The organism is Streptomyces sp. NBC_01257, assembly GCF_035917255.1.
Lineage (GTDB): Bacteria > Actinomycetota > Actinomycetes > Streptomycetales > Streptomycetaceae > Streptomyces.
Map to the genome: position 1 here is coordinate 2,636,662 of NZ_CP108472.1, position 14,556 is coordinate 2,651,217.

The following is a 14,556-nucleotide window of genomic DNA, read 5'->3' on the forward strand; positions in this document are numbered from 1 at the left end:
TATCGAGCCCCAGGGGCAGCAAAGAGCCCCGTCCATCGAATGGACGGGGCTCCCGCTGTGGCGATCAGTTCAGGTGATCAGTGGTGGCCGTGGCCGCTGGTGATCTCCTTGTACTCCTCGGCGGTGGGCTTGGCGATCTGGTTGTTCTCGCCGTAGTAGCCCTTGCTGAGCTTGGCCCGCACCCTGGCGACCGGGGACACCTTGCGCTCGACACCGTTCTCGTCGACCGTCGGGCCGATCTCGACCGGCTTGTACTGCTCGTGCGCGGTGAGCGTGTGCAGCTGCGCGGGCGAGAGCGGCTCGTGGACCTCGACGAACTCACCGTGCGGCAGGCGCTTGATGAGGCCGGACTCGCGTCCGTGCAGCACCTTCTCCTTGTCGCGGCGCTGAAGGCCGAGGCAGATCCGCTTCGTCACGATGAACGCGAGGACCGGGCCCACGAAGAAGAAGATCCGGACGAACCAGGAGATCGAGTTCAGCGACAGGTGGAAGTGCGTCGCCCAGAGGTCGTTACCACCGCCGACGAGGCCGACGAAGTAGACCGTGATCCAGGCGACACCGAAGGCCGTCCGGGTCGGGGCGTTGCGCGGGCGGTCCAGGATGTGGTGCTCGCGCTTGTCGCCGGTGACCCAGGACTCGATGAACGGGTACATCGCGATCGCACCCAGAATCACACCGAAGAGGACCAGCGGGATGAACACGCCCAGGACGAGCGTGTGACCCCAGAGGTTGATCTCCCAGCCGGGCATCACTCGGATCAGACCCTCGGCGAAGCCCATGTACCAGTCGGGCTGGGCGCCGGTGGACACCTGGTCCGGGCGGTACGGGCCGATGGCCCAGATCGGGTTGATCGAGGCGATGCCCGCGATGACGGCGATGACACCGAAGACCAGGAAGAAGAAGCCTCCGGCCTTCGCCATGTACACCGGCAGCAGCGGCATGCCCACGACGTTCTTGTTGGTCCGGCCGGGACCCGCGAACTGCGTGTGCTTGTGGTAGAAGACCAGGATCAGGTGGCCCACCAGCAGCCCGAGCATGATGCCCGGCAGCAGCAGGATGTGGATCGAGTAGAACCGGGCGACGAAGTCGCCGCCGGGGAACTCTCCGCCGAACAGGAACATCGAGATGTACGTGCCGACGATCGGCGTGGCCAGGATCGCGCCCTGGGTGAACCGGACACCCGTGCCCGAGAGCAGGTCGTCCGGGAGCGAGTAGCCGGTGAAGCCGGTGAACATCCCGAGGACGAACAGCAGGAAGCCGAACATCCAGTTGATCTCGCGCGGCTTGCGGAACGCGCCCGTGAAGAAGACACGCATCATGTGCACGAACATGCCGGCCAGGAAGATCAGCGCGGCCCAGTGGTGGATCTGCCGGACGAGCAGACCACCGCGGACGTCGAAACTGATGTTCAGGGTCGAGGCGTAGGCCTCGGACATCCGGATGCCCTGCATGGGCTCGTACGGGCCGTGGTACACGACCTCGTTCATGCTCGGGTGGAAGAACAGCGTCAGATACACACCCGTGAGGATGATGATGATGAAGCTGTAGAGGCAGATCTCACCGAGCATGAAGGACCAGTGGTCCGGGAAGATCTTGCGCATGTTGGCCTTGGCCAGGGAGTAGATCCCGAGCCGGCCGTCCGCCCAGTCGGCAACCTTCTCACCGGCGGGCGCCTTGCGCTTCGTATCGGTCGCAGTACTCATCCGCGCTCCCAGAATGCAGGACCGACGGGCTCTTCGAAGTCACCGAGCGCCTCGAGGTTGCCCTCGCTGTTCACGCCGATCCGCAGCTGCGGGAGAGCGTGACCGGCCGGACCGAAGATGACGCGGGCGCCGTCGGAGAGGTCGAAGGTGGACTGGTGGCACGGGCAGAGCACGTGGTGCGTCTGCTGCTCGTACAGGCTGATCGGGCAGCCGACGTGGGTGCAGATCTTGGAGAAGGCCACGATTCCCTCGTGGGCCCACTCGCGCTCGCGCTTGTCCTTGATGTTGTCCGGCTCGATGCGGATGATCATCAGCGCGGCCTTGGCGATCTGCGTCTGGAAGTCGTGCGCGTCCTCCTCCAGGCCCTCCGGCATGGCGAAGGTCAGCGAACCGACGACGACGTCCTCGGGGCGCAGCGGCTCATTGGTGTTCATGTTGATGAGCTGCTTGCCCTTGGCCCACAGGGTCGAGCGGAGCTTCTTCTCCGGCAGCGGACCGAGGTCGCGCAGCAGCACCACACCGGCGAGCGGCACCAGGGCCAGCGCGCCGAACATGGTGTTGCGGATCAGCTTGCGCCGGCCGAACGCGGACTCCTCGGCGCCTGCCGCGAAGTCGGCGAGAACCTTCGCCTTGACCTCGGGCTCGGCCGAGATCGCGTGCCGCTCGTCGGCGACCTCCACGTCCGACATCAGGGTGCGCGCCCAGTGGACGGCGCCCGCGCCGATCGCGAAGAGCGCCACGCCCAGGGTCAGCCCCAGGGAGAAGTTGAGCGCGCTCACATGACCGAACGGGAAGATGTAGACGATCTTGTCGACCGGGAAGATGACGTAGGAGGCGATGAAGCCGACCGTCGCCAGCATGGACAGCGTGAACATGAACGCGACCGCGCGCTCGGACCGGTTGGCGGCCCGTTCGTCGATGTCCTGGATGCGCGGCTTGTGGGCCGGCAGCCCCGGGTCGGCGAACGGGTTGTCCGTACCCTCTACCGCGCCGTGCGCGGAATCCTGCTCTGCGGGCAGGTTCTCTTCTGGAATCTCTTGGCTACTCATGACTTCTTGGCCTTAGCGGTGTGGGCCGCGACCCAGATGGCAACTGCGATCAGTGCGCCGAGCCCGAAGATCCAGCCGAAGAGACCCTCGCTGACCGGACCGAGGCCGCCGAGCGAGAGCCCGCCGGGGCTCTCCGACTCGGAGCCGTTCACGGTCTGGATGTACGCGATGATGTCCTTCTTCTGCTGATTGGGCATCGTCGAGTCGGGGAAGGACGGCATGCTCTGCGGGCCGGTCTGCATGGCCTCGTAGATGTGCTTCGGGTCCACGCCTTCGAGGCTGGGGGCGTACTTGCCCTTCGTCAGGGCACCGCCCTCGCCGGTGAAGTTGTGGCACTGGGCGCAGTTGGTGCGGAACAGGTCGCCACCCTTGGCGATGTCCGCACCGTCAGGGCTGACCTGACTCTTGGTGGGGACGATCGGGCCGGCGCCGAGCGACGCGACGTACGCCGCGAGCTGGTCGATCTCGGCCTGGGTGTAGATGACCTTCTTCTTCGGTACCTGGGCGCCCGGCTGCTGTGCCGGCATACGGCCCGTACCGACCTGGAAGTCCACGGCGGCGGAGCCCACGCCGACAAGCTGGGGCCCGTCGGTGGTGCCCTGACCGCCGGTTCCGTGGCAGCTGGCGCAACCGACGGAGTACAGCTTCTTGCCCTCGTCGATGGCGAGGGACTGGGCGGTTTCGTCGGCCTGCGCCTTACTCGCGGGCGCAAACGCGGCGTACAGCCCCCCAGTAGCCGCAAGCGCGAGGAGTAGTACGACGACCGCCGCCAACGGATGGCGTCGTCGTGCGGAGAGCTTTTTCACGGATTACCCCGGTGTCAGGATCTTCTGCGTCGATGATGTGGTTCGGGCTCTGGCCCGGTTACTTGATCATGTAGATCGTGGCGAACAGGCCGATCCACACGACATCGACGAAGTGCCAGTAATAGGACACGACGATGGCTGCGGTCGCCTGCTCATGGGTGAACCTCTTGGCTGCGTATGTCCTGCCCAGAACGAGCAGGAAGGCGATGAGGCCGCCTGTCACGTGCAGACCGTGGAAGCCGGTGGTCAGGTAGAACACCGAGCCGTACGGGTCCGAGGACAGCGAGAGGCCGTCCTTCTTCACCAGCTCGGTGTACTCGAAGACCTGGCCTCCGATGAAGATCGAACCCATCACGAAGGTGATCACGAACCAGGCACGGAGCTTCTTCACATCGCCCCGCTCCGCGGCGAAGACGCCGAGCTGGCAGGTGAGTGAGGAGAGCACCAGGATCGTGGTGTTCGTCGCCGAGAACGGGAAGTTCAGGGCTGACGCCATTTCCTTCCAGTGATCCGCTCCGGTCACCGATCGCAGGGTGAAGTACATCGCGAAGAGGGCCGCGAAGAACATCAGCTCGGAACTCAACCAGATGATGGTTCCGACGCTGGTGAGGTTCGGCCGATTGACCGACGGGTGCGCGTGCCCGGTTTCTACTGTCGTTGCTGTCGCCACGACCGACATTATGTCGGTCGCTTATCCCGCCCTCACTCCGGGGGGTGCCGTTCGGTGTGTCAGAGGGGTGTGTCCTCCCCGAACGGCCCATGGATCCGCTGTCCCGGGCGATGCTGACAGCCCATCGGGCGGAGTACGATCCGCGCATCGGGCAGCCCTCACGCACCGGGGGCCCCGACAGCCCCGAAGACACGGATGTCACGGAGGAACCATGCAGCCGACCGCCACGGTCCTGGTCTACAGCGACAACGCACACACCCGTGAGCAGGTGAGGCTGGCAGCCGGGCGCAGGCCTGCCGCGGACGTGCCGCAGGTGGAGTTCCTGGAGTGCGCGACCCTGCCCGCCGTCCTGGACGCGCTGGAGCACGGAGGCGTCGACGTCTGCGTGTTGGACGGCGAGACGGCCCCGGCGGGCGGCATGGGGGTCTGCCGGCAGATCAAGGACGAGATCTTCCGCTGCCCGCCCGTGCTGCTGCTGATCGGGCGCCCCCAGGACGCCTGGCTGGCCACCTGGAGCCGCGCGGACGCCGCGGTGACCCTTCCGGTCGAACCGGTCGAGTTCGCGGACGCCCTGGCCGCCCTGCTGCGCAGCAGGCTCTCCGTGGGGGCCTGAGGCCCCTCCCGCCCGCCGTTCCGAGGCGCGGCGCACCCCCGGCCGTCAGACCTGGGGGCGCAGCCGCGCCGCCCGGACCGTGTCGACACGGTCCGGCGTGGCGTCGTTGTTGAGCGCGCTGCCCTTCTGCCACTTGGCCCAGGACAGGTTCCAGTCGCCGTAGCCGTTGTCGAACGGCGTCATGGTCTCGCCCTCGCTGCCGACGACCTTCACGATGTCGCCCTCGCGCACGGTGTTGAAGAACCACTCGGCCTCGCTGGTGCTCATCCCGGTGCAGCCGTGGCTGACGTTCGCGGACCCCTGTGATCCGGTGGACCACGGGGCCGCGTGCACGTACTCGCCGCTCCAGGTGACCCGTGTCGCGTAGTAGACCGGCAGGTCGTACGAGTCCTCCGAGCCCTCCGCGATGCCGATGGACTCCCCGCGCATACGTACGTAGTACTCCTTGCCCAGCACGACCTTGACGCCGTTGCGGGTGGAGAAGCCGGGCTTGCCGGTGGTCACCGGGATGGTGTTGATCACTTCGCCGTTGCGCAGCACCGTCATGGAGTGCTCCGAGGCGTCGGTGATGGCCTCGATGCGGTCGCCGGTAGTGATCTTCAACGCTTTCGCGGGGGCTCCGTAGAGCGCGTTGGTGACCTTGATGCCGGTCAGGTTGCTGCTGACCTCGATGCTGGCCTTCGCCGGCCAGTAGTCCTTGGGCCGGTAGTGCAGCGTCTTGTCGTCGACCCAGTACCAGGAACCGGTGACGGCGGGCGTGGAGCGCACCCTCAGGGCGCGCTCGACGGTGGCGCGGGAGGCCTTGTCGGTGACCGGGGCGCTGAGTTGCGCCGTGACGGGCTGTCCGACGCCGTAGGTGCCCGCCTGCGGGCCGAAGGTGACCTTCAGGAACTTCTTGGCCGCCGCGGTCGAGAAGGAGAGCGTACGGCTGCCTGGAGCCCCGTCGTCGTCCTCCATGCTGACCTTGACGGTGTACCGGGTCCCCGCGGCCAGCGGGGCGGTGGAGCGCCAGCGGTGGCCGTCGGCGTCGAGCTCGCCCGCCAGATGGCGTCCTTCGGTGTCCACGGCCGTCACATCGGTGATCCGGCCGTCGTCGCTGTCGACGCTGACTTCGAGCGGCTTGTCCGGGTCGACCTTCTCGGCGCCGTCGGAGGCGTTGGAGGAGATCTCGTCCGCCGCGTCGTACGGCTGTGCCGAGAGCGGATGGCTGCCGGACTCCCCGCAGGCGGCCGCCCCTGCCACCAGGGTCGCGGCCAGCAGAGTGCAGCTCACTACGGGACGGATACGCGGCGTGTGGTTCATGAACCCACGCTAAGAAGATTCATCCGTTTCAGCGCGCCGGGTGACTGCAAACGGGGGGCCCGCACTTCTCGTGGAAGTGCGGGCCCCCCGTCAGGTGGAGCGGTGTCACGGGTGGAGCGGTGTCACTGGGTGCGGTTCTCACCGCGGTAGTACTCGAAGACCCAGCCGAACAGACCGATCAGGATGACCGGGGCCGAGAAGTAGAGCAGCCACCAGCCGAAGACGACTCCCATGAAGGCGAGTGCGCCGCCGACCGCCAGCGAGAGCGGCTGCCAGCTGTGCGGGGAGAAGAACCCCACGTCGCCGGCCTCGTCCGCCACATCGGCTTCCTTGTTGTCCTGCGCCAGTGCGTCGACCCGCCTGGCCGTGAAGGCCAGGTAGAAGCCGATCATGACGCTCAGGCCGAAGGCCAGGACGAGCGCGGTGGTGCCGACCGGCTCCTTGGACCACACGCCGTAGGTGATGGCCATGACGAGGATGAACAGCGCCAGACCGAGGAACATCTTGCCCTGGACCTTCACTTGCCCGCCTCCTTGCCACCGGCGAGGGCCTTGTCACCCTCGGAGAGGTGATCGAGCTGCTCGAGCGCCGTGATCTCCGGGTGGTGCAGGTCGAACGCCGGGGATTCGGAACGGATCCGCGGCAGGGTGAGGAAGTTGTGCCGCGGCGGCGGGCAGGACGTCGCCCACTCCAGCGAACGGCCGTAGCCCCACGGGTCGTCGACCTCGACCTTCTTGCCGTACTTGGCGGTCTTCCACACGTTGTAGAAGAACGGCAGGATCGACAGGCCGAGCAGGAACGAGGAGATCGTCGAGATCGTGTTCAGCGCGGTGAAGCCGTCGGCGGCCAGGTAGTCCGCGTAACGACGCGGCATACCCTCGGCGCCCAGCCAGTGCTGCACCAGGAACGTGCCGTGGAAGCCGATGAACAGCGTCCAGAAGGTGATCTTCCCGAGCCGCTCGTCGAGCATCTTGCCGGTGAACTTCGGCCACCAGAAGTGGAATCCGGAGAACATCGCGAACACCACGGTGCCGAAGACGACGTAGTGGAAGTGCGCGACCACGAAGTACGAGTCCGAGACGTGGAAGTCCATCGGCGGCGAGGCCAGGATGACGCCGGTCAGACCACCGAAGGTGAAGGTGATCAGGAAGCCGACGGCCCAGAGCATCGGTGTCTCGAAGGACAGCGAGCCCTTCCACATCGTGCCGATCCAGTTGAAGAACTTCACCCCGGTGGGCACCGCGATGAGGAACGTCATGAAGGAGAAGAACGGCAGGAGCACGCCTCCGGTGACGTACATGTGGTGCGCCCACACGGTCACGGAGAGACCGGCGATGGAGATCGTCGCGGCCACCAGGCCGATGTATCCGAACATCGGCTTGCGGCTGAACACCGGGATCACTTCCGAAATGATCCCGAAGAAGGGCAAGGCGATGATGTACACCTCTGGATGTCCGAAGAACCAGAAGAGGTGTTGCCAGAGCAATGCCCCGCCGTTGGCCGCGTCGAATACATGCGCACCGAATTTACGGTCCGCCTCCAGCGCGAAGAGCGCCGCCGCCAGCACCGGGAAGGCCAGCAGGACCAGCACACCGGTCAGCAGGACGTTCCAGACGAAGATCGGCATGCGGAACATCGTCATGCCGGGGGCGCGCATGCAGATGATCGTGGTGATGAAGTTGACCGAACCGAGGATCGTGCCGAAGCCGGAGAAGGCCAGACCCATGATCCACATGTCGGCACCGACACCCGGCGAGCGGACGGCGTCCGACAGCGGGGAGTAGGCGAACCAGCCGAAGTCGGCCGCACCCTGCGGGGTGAGGAAGCCGGCCACGGCGAGGATCGAGCCGAAGAGGTACAGCCAGTACGCGAACATGTTCAGCCGCGGGAACGCCACATCGGGCGCGCCGATCTGCAGCGGCATGATCCAGTTCGCGAATCCGGCGAACAGCGGCGTCGCGAACATCAGCAGCATGATCGTGCCGTGCATCGTGAACGCCTGGTTGAACTGCTCGTTCGACATGATCTGCGTGCCGGGACGGGCCAGCTCGGCGCGCATGAAGAGCGCCATCAGTCCGCCGATGCAGAAGAACGCGAACGATGTGACCAGGTACATCGTGCCGATCGTCTTGTGGTCAGTGGTGGTCATCCACTTGATGACGACGTTTCCCGGCTGCTTGCGCCGGACCGGCAGCTCGTCCTCGTACGAGTCGTCTGCTGCCGCGGCACCCTGAGGTTCGTTGAGGATGCTCACAGTTTGTTCGTCTCCGCATTCCTGGCCGGGTCAGTCTGCTCGATACCGGCCGGCACGTAGCCCGTCTGGCCCTTCTTCGCCAGCTCCTTCAGGTGCGCCTGGTAGCGCTCCGGGGAGACGACCTTGACGTTGAAGAGCATCCGGGAGTGGTCGACGCCGCACAGTTCGGCGCACTTGCCCATGAAGGTGCCCTCCTGGTTGGGAGTCACCTCGAAGGAGTTGGTGTGGCCCGGGATGACGTCCTGCTTCATGAGGAACGGCACCACCCAGAAGGAGTGGATGACGTCACGCGAAGTCAGGATGAAGCGGACCTTCTCCCCCTTGGGCAGCCACAGGGTGGGGCCGGGGTTGCCGTTCTGCGGGTTCCGGTCTCCCGGGACGCCGACGTCGTAGACGCCGTCCGCACCCTTCGGGAAGTCCTTGCGGAACCGGTCCGGGATGGCGTCGAGCTCCTTGGGGACCTCGTTGCCCGTGGCGGCGGAGCCGTCCACGTTCTCGATGTAGTTGAAGCCCCAGCTCCACTGGTAGCCGACCACGTTGACGGTGTGGGCGGGCTTCGGGGAGAGCTCGAGGAGCTTCGTCTCGTCGCGGGCGGTGAAGTAGAACAGCACCGAGACGATGATCAGAGGGACCACGGTGTACAGCGCCTCGATGGGCATGCTGTACCGGGTCTGCGGAGGTACCTCCACCTTGGTGCGGCTGCGCCGGTGGAAGATGACGCTCCACAGGATCAGGCCCCAGACCAGCACGCCCGTGGCGAGCGCTGCCGCCCACGAGCCCTGCCAGAGGGAAAGGATCCGTGGGGCCTCTTCCGTTACCGGCGTAGGCATACCAAGGCGGGGGAAGTCCTTGTATGTGCAACCGGTTGCGGTCGCCAGGATCAGTCCCGCAGTCAGCACCTGCGGCAGCTTCCGCCGCATCGGGCGCCGCGACGAGCGGTCGGAGCCGTTGGGACTCACGTAGCGCCTTCCCGAGAGTCTCGCCCGCACGGTCGGCGCGCCCGTCTCGTTTGTCGGTCGCCGCCCCTGACGCGGGCAGGGGTTTGGATGTTTATGCGGACCAAACCCTACTGGACGCTATTTGGGGTCGCGCGGGGAGGGTGCCCAACGCGCCGCCCGACTCCCCGAAGGGGTGGAATCCGGGGCTCCGGCCGCCATCTGACGCCCCCTCTCCCGGCTGTCGGGGCAGCCGGTCCGGGGCCGGGGTCCGGGCCCGGCTAGCGTGGCCGGGTGCCCTACTTCGACGCCGCGTCCGCCGCCCCGCTCCATCCCGTCGCCCGCCAGGCGCTGCATGCCGCGCTGGACGAGGGCTGGGCCGACCCCGCCCGGCTCTACCGCGAGGGACGGCGGGCCCGGCTGCTGCTGGACGCGGCCAGGGAGGCCGCCGCGGAGGCCGTCGGATGCCGTCCCGACGAGCTCACCTTCACCTCTTCGGGCACCCGCGCGGTGCACTCCGGAATTTCCGGAGCTCTCGCGGGGCGTCGGCGTGTCGGCCGCCATCTGGTGGTGTCGGCGGTCGAACACTCGTCGGTGCTCCATTCGGCCGCCGCCCACGAGGACCGGGGCGGGCAGGTCACCGAGGTGCCGGTGGACCGGGCGGGTGCGGTGGGTACGGAGGCGTACGCGTCGGCCCTGCGCGAGGACACCGCGCTGGCCTGTCTGCAGTCCGCCAACCACGAGGTCGGCACCGAGCAGCCGGTGGCCGAGGTGGCCGGGCTCTGCCGGGCGGCGGGGGTGCCGCTGCTGATGGACGCCGCGCAGTCGCTGGGCTGGGGGCCGGTTCCGGACGGCTGGTCACTGCTGGCGGCGAGCGCCCACAAGTGGGGCGGCCCGGCCGGGGTCGGACTGCTCGCGGTGCGCAAGGGCGTCCGGTTCGCCGTCCGAGGTCCGGCCGACGAGCGGGAGTCGGGGCGGGCCGCCGGCTTCGAGAACATCCCGGCGATCGTGGCTGCGGCCGCGTCCCTGCGGGCGGTGCGGGCGGAGGCGGCCGCGGAGTCGGCCCGGCTGCGGGCACTGGTGGACCGGATCAGGACCCGGGTGCCCGGACTGGTGCCCGATGTGGAGGTGGTCGGCGATCCGGTGCGGCGGCTGCCGCACCTGGTCACCTTCTCCTGTCTCTATGTCGACGGAGAGACCCTGCTCCATGAGCTGGACCGGGCCGGTTTCTCCGTTTCGTCCGGCTCGTCCTGCACGAGCAGCACGCTGACGCCGAGCCATGTGCTCAAGGCGATGGGCGTGCTCTCGGAGGGCAACGTCCGGGTGTCACTGCCCACGGGCACCACCGACGAGGACGTCGACCGCTTCCTGGCGGCGCTGCCCCCGGTGGTGGCAGCGGTACGGGAGAAGCTGGGCGCCCCCGCGGCGGCCGCCCCCTCCGCCGCCTCGGCGCCCTCCCTGGTGGTGGACGCGCTCGGGCGGCGCTGCCCGATTCCGGTGATCGAGCTCGCAAAGGTGATCGGAGAGGTACCGGTGGGCGGCACGGTGACCGTCCTGTCCGACGACGAGGCGGCGCGCCTGGACATTCCGGCCTGGTGCGCGATGCGGGAGCAGGAGTACGTGGGTGAGGAGCCGGCGGACCGGGGCTCGGCCTATGTGGTCCGCCGACTGTCCTGACTACGCGAGGTGCGTGCGCACCTCGGCCGCGGCCTCGTGGCCGTACGCCTTGGTGAAGCGGTCCATGAAGCGGGTGCGGTGCAGGGTGTACTCCTGCGTGCCGACCGTCTCGATGACCAGGGTGGCGAGCATGCAGCCGACCTGCGCGGCCCGCTCGAGGCCGACGCCCCAGGCGAGTCCGGAGAGGAATCCGGCGCGGAAGGCGTCGCCGACGCCGGTCGGGTCGGCCTTGGTCTCCTCCTCCGCGCAGCCGACCTCGATCGGCTCGTCACCGGCGCGCTCGATCCGTACGCCCTGGGCGCCGAGGGTGGTGACCCGGTGGCCGACCCTGGAGAGGATCTCCGCGTCGGTCCAGCCGGTCTTGGACTCGATGAGCCCCTTCTCGTACTCGTTGGAGAAGAGGTACGTGGCGCCGTCAAGGAGGATCCGGATCTCGTCGCCGTCCATCCGGGCGATCTGCTGCGAGAAGTCCGCGGCGAACGGGATACCGCGGGTGCGGCACTCCTCGGTGTGGCGGAGCATGCCCTCCGGGTCGTCGGCGCCGATCGACACGAGGTCGAGGCCGCCCACCCGGTCGGCGACGGCCTTCAGCTCGATCAGCCGGGCCTCGCTCATGGCGCCCGTGTAGAAGGAGCCGATCTGGTTGTGGTCGGCGTCCGTCGTGCAGACGAAGCGGGCGGTGTGCAGGACCTCGGAGATCCGCACCGAACCCGTGTCGACGCCGTGGCGGTCGAGCCAGGCGCGGTACTCGTCGAAGTCGGAGCCCGCGGCGCCGACCAGGATGGGGGCGGTGCCGAGCAGCCCCATGCCGAAGCAGATGTTGGCGGCGACACCTCCCCGGCGGACGTCCAGGTTGTCGACCAGGAAGGAGAGCGAGACCGTGTGCAGCTGATCGGCGACCAGTTGGTCGGCGAATCGGCCGGGGAAGGTCATGAGGTGGTCGGTGGCGATGGAGCCGGTGACTGCGATACGCACGGGGAGACTGCTCCTGCGGAGGTCGAGGGAACGGTGTCCGTGTTCCCGGGTCGGCGTGACAGTTAACGCTACCGGTTCCTGCAGTCAGGCGAAGGGGGGAAAACTACCCGATAGTAGGGCTTTCCTCCTGAGGTCGGGGGTGCCTACGGTGCGGATATGTCGAACCACATCGCTACGCGCGAGTCCGAGACCACGCTGGCCGAGCTGCGCGGGGACTGCGCACGGATGGCTCCGCACTGGGTGGTACCCGCGAAGACCGCTCCCACCCCTGTGCCGCCCGCGCTGATCCACGGCGTGACCGTGCCGCCCGCCTCGGCCCGGCTGATCGACGCGACGGCGGAGTACGGCGGCTGAGACCGGCCGCCGGCGGTCCCCTGACCGGCCTCCTCCTCGCAACTGCCGCCCCGGGAGGGAACCGTGCGCGCCCGCGCCCCGTCCCAACGGTGTTCCGCATCAGCGGGACGGGCCCCGCAGGGTCCTGGCGTACGACGGCGAAGGAGCGAACCGGTGAGCACCGAGCGACCCGACAACGATGTGACCGGCAACCGGCGGCGGTCGCCGCTGGCCGTGGCTTCGGTGGCGGCGGCCGTACTTCTGGCCGGTGGCGGCGGCGCGTACTGGGCCATGGCGGCGGACGGCCATGGCGGCGGCGAGTACAGCGGCTCGGACGGTTCCGGCGCCACTCCCCCACCGCTCGCCCTGGACGAACGGGCGGACGGACCGGTCACGCCCTCGCCCCGGCCCTCCGCTCCGACGCAGGGCATCGCGCCGGGCGAGCCCGATCCGCACGGCGGGCGCATCGTCTACCGCGCCTCCGGCAAGCTTCCGGACGGCCCGGACCGGGCCGCGGTCCGGCGGCCGAGCGGGACCGTGTCGGCCGCCGAGGTGGCCCGGCTGGCGAAGGCACTGGGTGTGCAGGGCACCCCGCAGGCCGAGGGCACGTCCTGGAAGGTGGGCTCCGACGGGGACGGTTCGGGGCCGGTGCTGCGGGTGACCAAGCAGGCCCCCGGCACCTGGACGTTCGCCCGGTACGGCTCCGGCGGCACGGACAACTGCGAGAGCGAGAAGGTCTGTTCGAGCAAGCGGGTGGCGCCGGGCGGATCGGGCACGCCGGTGAGCGAGAAGGCCGCGAAGGCCGCCGCGGTCCCCGTACTGAAGGCGGCCGGCCAGGACGACGCCGCTCTCGACGCCCGCCGGCTGATGGGTTCTGTACGGGTGGTGAACGCCGACCCGGTGGTCGACGGGCTGCCGACGTCCGGCTGGGCGACCGGGATCCAGGTCGGCCCCGACGGTGAAGTGACCGGTGGCAGCGGGCAGTTGAAGGGCCTGGAGAAGGGCGCCGAATACCCGGTGATCAGCGCGGGCGAGGCGGTGAAGCAGCTGAACGCCAGCCGGCCGCCGAGCGGCGGGAACACCGGCGGCTGCGCGAGCCCCGCACCGCTGGAGGACGGCACGAAGTCGTCCGGCGTCAGCTGCGGCGCCCGGACCGGGGCGGAGACGCCCACGACGACGGTGACGGTCGACAAGGCGGCCTTCGGCCTGGCCGCCCGGTACGTGGAGGGCAAGCAGCTGCTCGTACCGTCCTGGATCTTCACGGTCCGGCCGGCCGCGGGCGGCACGGGCAGCACCGTGACCCAGGTGGCGGTGGACCCGGAGTTCCTGGCGGACACCCCGCCCGGGAAGACCCCGGACAACGGCGGAACGAAGACGTCCGGGCGCAAGGTCCTGTCGTACAGCGCCGACGGGCGGACCCTCTCGGTGACCTTCTGGGGCGGCGTCTGCAGCAAGTACACCGCGAGCGCGAGCGAGAACGGCTCCACGGTGTCCGTCTCGGTGACGGAGTCGAAGCCGGAGAAGGGCAAGGTCTGCGTCATGATCGCCAAGGAGCTGACCCGCAAGGTCACCCTGGATGAGCCGCTGGGCGAGCGGAAGGTCGTCGACGCGGCATCGGACGTCGCGGTGCCGCGCGCCTGACACGACGCGCCTGACTCGTACACGGCACCACGCGCACACGGCTACGGCGGCGGCCCCGGGATCGGAATCCCGGGGCCGCCGCCGTACGTCCGCTACCGCTTCCTCCGCGTTTAGCTGAAGGAGTCGCCGCAGGCGCAGGAACCCGTGGCGTTCGGGTTGTCGATCGTGAAGCCCTGCTTCTCGATGGTGTCCACGAAGTCGACGGAGGCGCCGCCCAGGTACGGGGCGCTCATCCGGTCGGTGACGACCTTGACGCCGTCGAAGTCCTTCACGACATCGCCGTCCAGCGAACGCTCATCGAAGAAGAGCTGGTAACGCAGGCCCGAGCAGCCGCCGGGCTGGACGGCGACGCGCAGTGCCAGGTCGTCGCGGCCTTCCTGCTCCAGCAGGCCCTTGACCTTGGCTGCGGCGGCGTCGGACAGGAGGATGCCGTCGCTCACGGTGGTGGTCTCGTCCGATACGGACATCTGCTTCTCTCCCGGGTTGTACGGAGACTGCTTGCCGACGTTGCAACCGTCGGGACCGCGGATTCATTCCGGGCCGAGCGCTTGCCTGTTCCATTCATGCTCGCACACCGGCCCGGCGGGCGGATGCGTCA

14 protein-coding genes are annotated in these 14,556 nt (G+C 68.4%); 4 read left to right on the plus strand and 10 right to left on the minus strand.

All coding sequences use genetic code 11. The features are described 5' to 3' along the window. Window positions 1-77: 77 nt before the first annotated feature. The 4 genes from qcrB to ctaE are packed head-to-tail and all read right to left on the minus strand — an operon-like array spanning window position 78 to window position 4,237. Window positions 78-1,703 carry a cytochrome bc1 complex cytochrome b subunit gene (gene qcrB, locus OG408_RS11115; RefSeq protein ID WP_266777839.1) on the minus strand — a complete coding sequence of 542 codons (1,626 nt, stop codon included), beginning with the start codon at window positions 1,701-1,703 and terminating at the stop codon, window positions 78-80. Continuing rightward, window positions 1,700-2,752 (minus strand): cytochrome bc1 complex Rieske iron-sulfur subunit, encoded by a 1,053-nt coding sequence (gene qcrA / locus OG408_RS11120; RefSeq protein WP_326669617.1) that lies wholly within the window; start codon window positions 2,750-2,752, stop codon window positions 1,700-1,702. The genes qcrB and qcrA overlap by 4 nt, the downstream gene beginning before the upstream one ends. Beyond that, a complete protein-coding gene (gene qcrC, locus OG408_RS11125; RefSeq protein WP_266777842.1) occupies window positions 2,749-3,558 on the minus strand; it encodes a cytochrome bc1 complex diheme cytochrome c subunit in 810 nt (269 codons plus the stop codon). The genes qcrA and qcrC overlap by 4 nt, the downstream gene beginning before the upstream one ends. Before the next feature lie 58 nt (window positions 3,559-3,616). Continuing rightward, window positions 3,617-4,237 carry an aa3-type cytochrome oxidase subunit III gene (gene ctaE / locus OG408_RS11130; protein WP_136328381.1) on the minus strand — a complete coding sequence of 207 codons (621 nt, stop codon included), beginning with the start codon at window positions 4,235-4,237 and terminating at the stop codon, window positions 3,617-3,619. A gap of 202 nt (window positions 4,238-4,439) precedes the next feature. On the opposite strand from ctaE, the gene OG408_RS11135 reads away from it, so the two are divergent. Continuing rightward, window positions 4,440-4,841, plus strand: a complete 402-nt coding sequence (locus OG408_RS11135; protein ID WP_266777845.1) for a hypothetical protein — start codon at window positions 4,440-4,442, stop codon at window positions 4,839-4,841. A gap of 45 nt (window positions 4,842-4,886) precedes the next feature. Here the strand turns inward: OG408_RS11135 and OG408_RS11140 are convergent, their stop codons facing one another. The 4 genes from OG408_RS11140 to ctaC all read right to left on the minus strand — a co-directional run bounded on the left by OG408_RS11140 (window position 4,887) and on the right by ctaC (window position 9,356). Then, the gene (locus OG408_RS11140; protein ID WP_266777847.1) at window positions 4,887-6,143 is read right to left on the minus strand and encodes a L,D-transpeptidase; all 1,257 of its coding nucleotides are present in this window, start codon (window positions 6,141-6,143) and stop codon (window positions 4,887-4,889) included. Window positions 6,144-6,265: 122 nt separating this feature from the next. Then, entirely contained in the window at window positions 6,266-6,664 is a 399-nt protein-coding gene (locus OG408_RS11145) for a cytochrome c oxidase subunit 4 (RefSeq protein ID WP_266777849.1), read from the minus strand. Beyond that, entirely contained in the window at window positions 6,661-8,397 is a 1,737-nt protein-coding gene (gene ctaD / locus OG408_RS11150; protein WP_266777851.1) for an aa3-type cytochrome oxidase subunit I, read from the minus strand. The genes OG408_RS11145 and ctaD overlap by 4 nt, the downstream gene beginning before the upstream one ends. Next, window positions 8,394-9,356, minus strand: coding sequence for an aa3-type cytochrome oxidase subunit II (gene ctaC / locus OG408_RS11155; RefSeq protein ID WP_326669622.1), 963 nt, complete (start codon window positions 9,354-9,356; stop codon window positions 8,394-8,396). Before ctaC ends, ctaD begins: the two co-directional genes overlap by 4 nt. Window positions 9,357-9,626: 270 nt before the next feature. Here ctaC and OG408_RS11160 point away from each other — a divergent pair, with 270 nt between their 5' ends. Beyond that, entirely contained in the window at window positions 9,627-11,009 is a 1,383-nt protein-coding gene (locus tag OG408_RS11160) for a cysteine desulfurase/sulfurtransferase TusA family protein (RefSeq protein ID WP_326669624.1), read from the plus strand. On the opposite strand, the gene OG408_RS11165 is transcribed toward OG408_RS11160, so the two are convergent. Continuing rightward, the gene (locus OG408_RS11165) at window positions 11,010-11,984 is read right to left on the minus strand and encodes a carbohydrate kinase family protein (RefSeq protein ID WP_266777857.1); all 975 of its coding nucleotides are present in this window, start codon (window positions 11,982-11,984) and stop codon (window positions 11,010-11,012) included. Between the two features lie 156 nt (window positions 11,985-12,140). On the opposite strand from OG408_RS11165, the gene OG408_RS11170 reads away from it, so the two are divergent. Both OG408_RS11170 and OG408_RS11175 read left to right on the plus strand, forming a co-directional pair. Next, window positions 12,141-12,338, plus strand: a complete 198-nt coding sequence (locus OG408_RS11170; RefSeq protein ID WP_266777859.1) for a hypothetical protein — start codon at window positions 12,141-12,143, stop codon at window positions 12,336-12,338. A 153-nt stretch (window positions 12,339-12,491) separates the two neighbouring features. Then, window positions 12,492-13,958, plus strand: coding sequence for a hypothetical protein (locus OG408_RS11175; protein WP_326669626.1), 1,467 nt, complete (start codon window positions 12,492-12,494; stop codon window positions 13,956-13,958). 110 nt (window positions 13,959-14,068) lie between these two features. On the opposite strand, the gene OG408_RS11180 is transcribed toward OG408_RS11175, so the two are convergent. Beyond that, on the minus strand, window positions 14,069-14,425 hold the full coding sequence (locus tag OG408_RS11180) for a HesB/IscA family protein (RefSeq protein ID WP_030970782.1): 357 nt from the start codon (window positions 14,423-14,425) through the stop codon (window positions 14,069-14,071). Window positions 14,426-14,556 lie beyond the last annotated feature (131 nt).

Bases quoted from the DNA above. Each gene is read 5' to 3' on its own strand.
- qcrB (WP_266777839.1), bottom strand. From the start codon at position 1,703: ATGAGTACTGCGACCGATACGAAGCGCAAGGCGCCCGCCGGTGAGAAG.
- qcrA (WP_326669617.1), bottom strand. From the start codon at position 2,752: ATGAGTAGCCAAGAGATTCCAGAAGAGAACCTGCCCGCAGAGCAGGAT.
- ctaE (WP_136328381.1), bottom strand. From the start codon at position 4,237: ATGTCGGTCGTGGCGACAGCAACGACAGTAGAAACCGGGCACGCGCAC.
- OG408_RS11135 (WP_266777845.1), top strand. From the start codon at position 4,440: ATGCAGCCGACCGCCACGGTCCTGGTCTACAGCGACAACGCACACACC.
- OG408_RS11140 (WP_266777847.1), bottom strand. From the start codon at position 6,143: ATGAACCACACGCCGCGTATCCGTCCCGTAGTGAGCTGCACTCTGCTG.
- OG408_RS11170 (WP_266777859.1), top strand. From the start codon at position 12,141: ATGTCGAACCACATCGCTACGCGCGAGTCCGAGACCACGCTGGCCGAG.
- OG408_RS11180 (WP_030970782.1), bottom strand. From the start codon at position 14,425: ATGTCCGTATCGGACGAGACCACCACCGTGAGCGACGGCATCCTCCTG.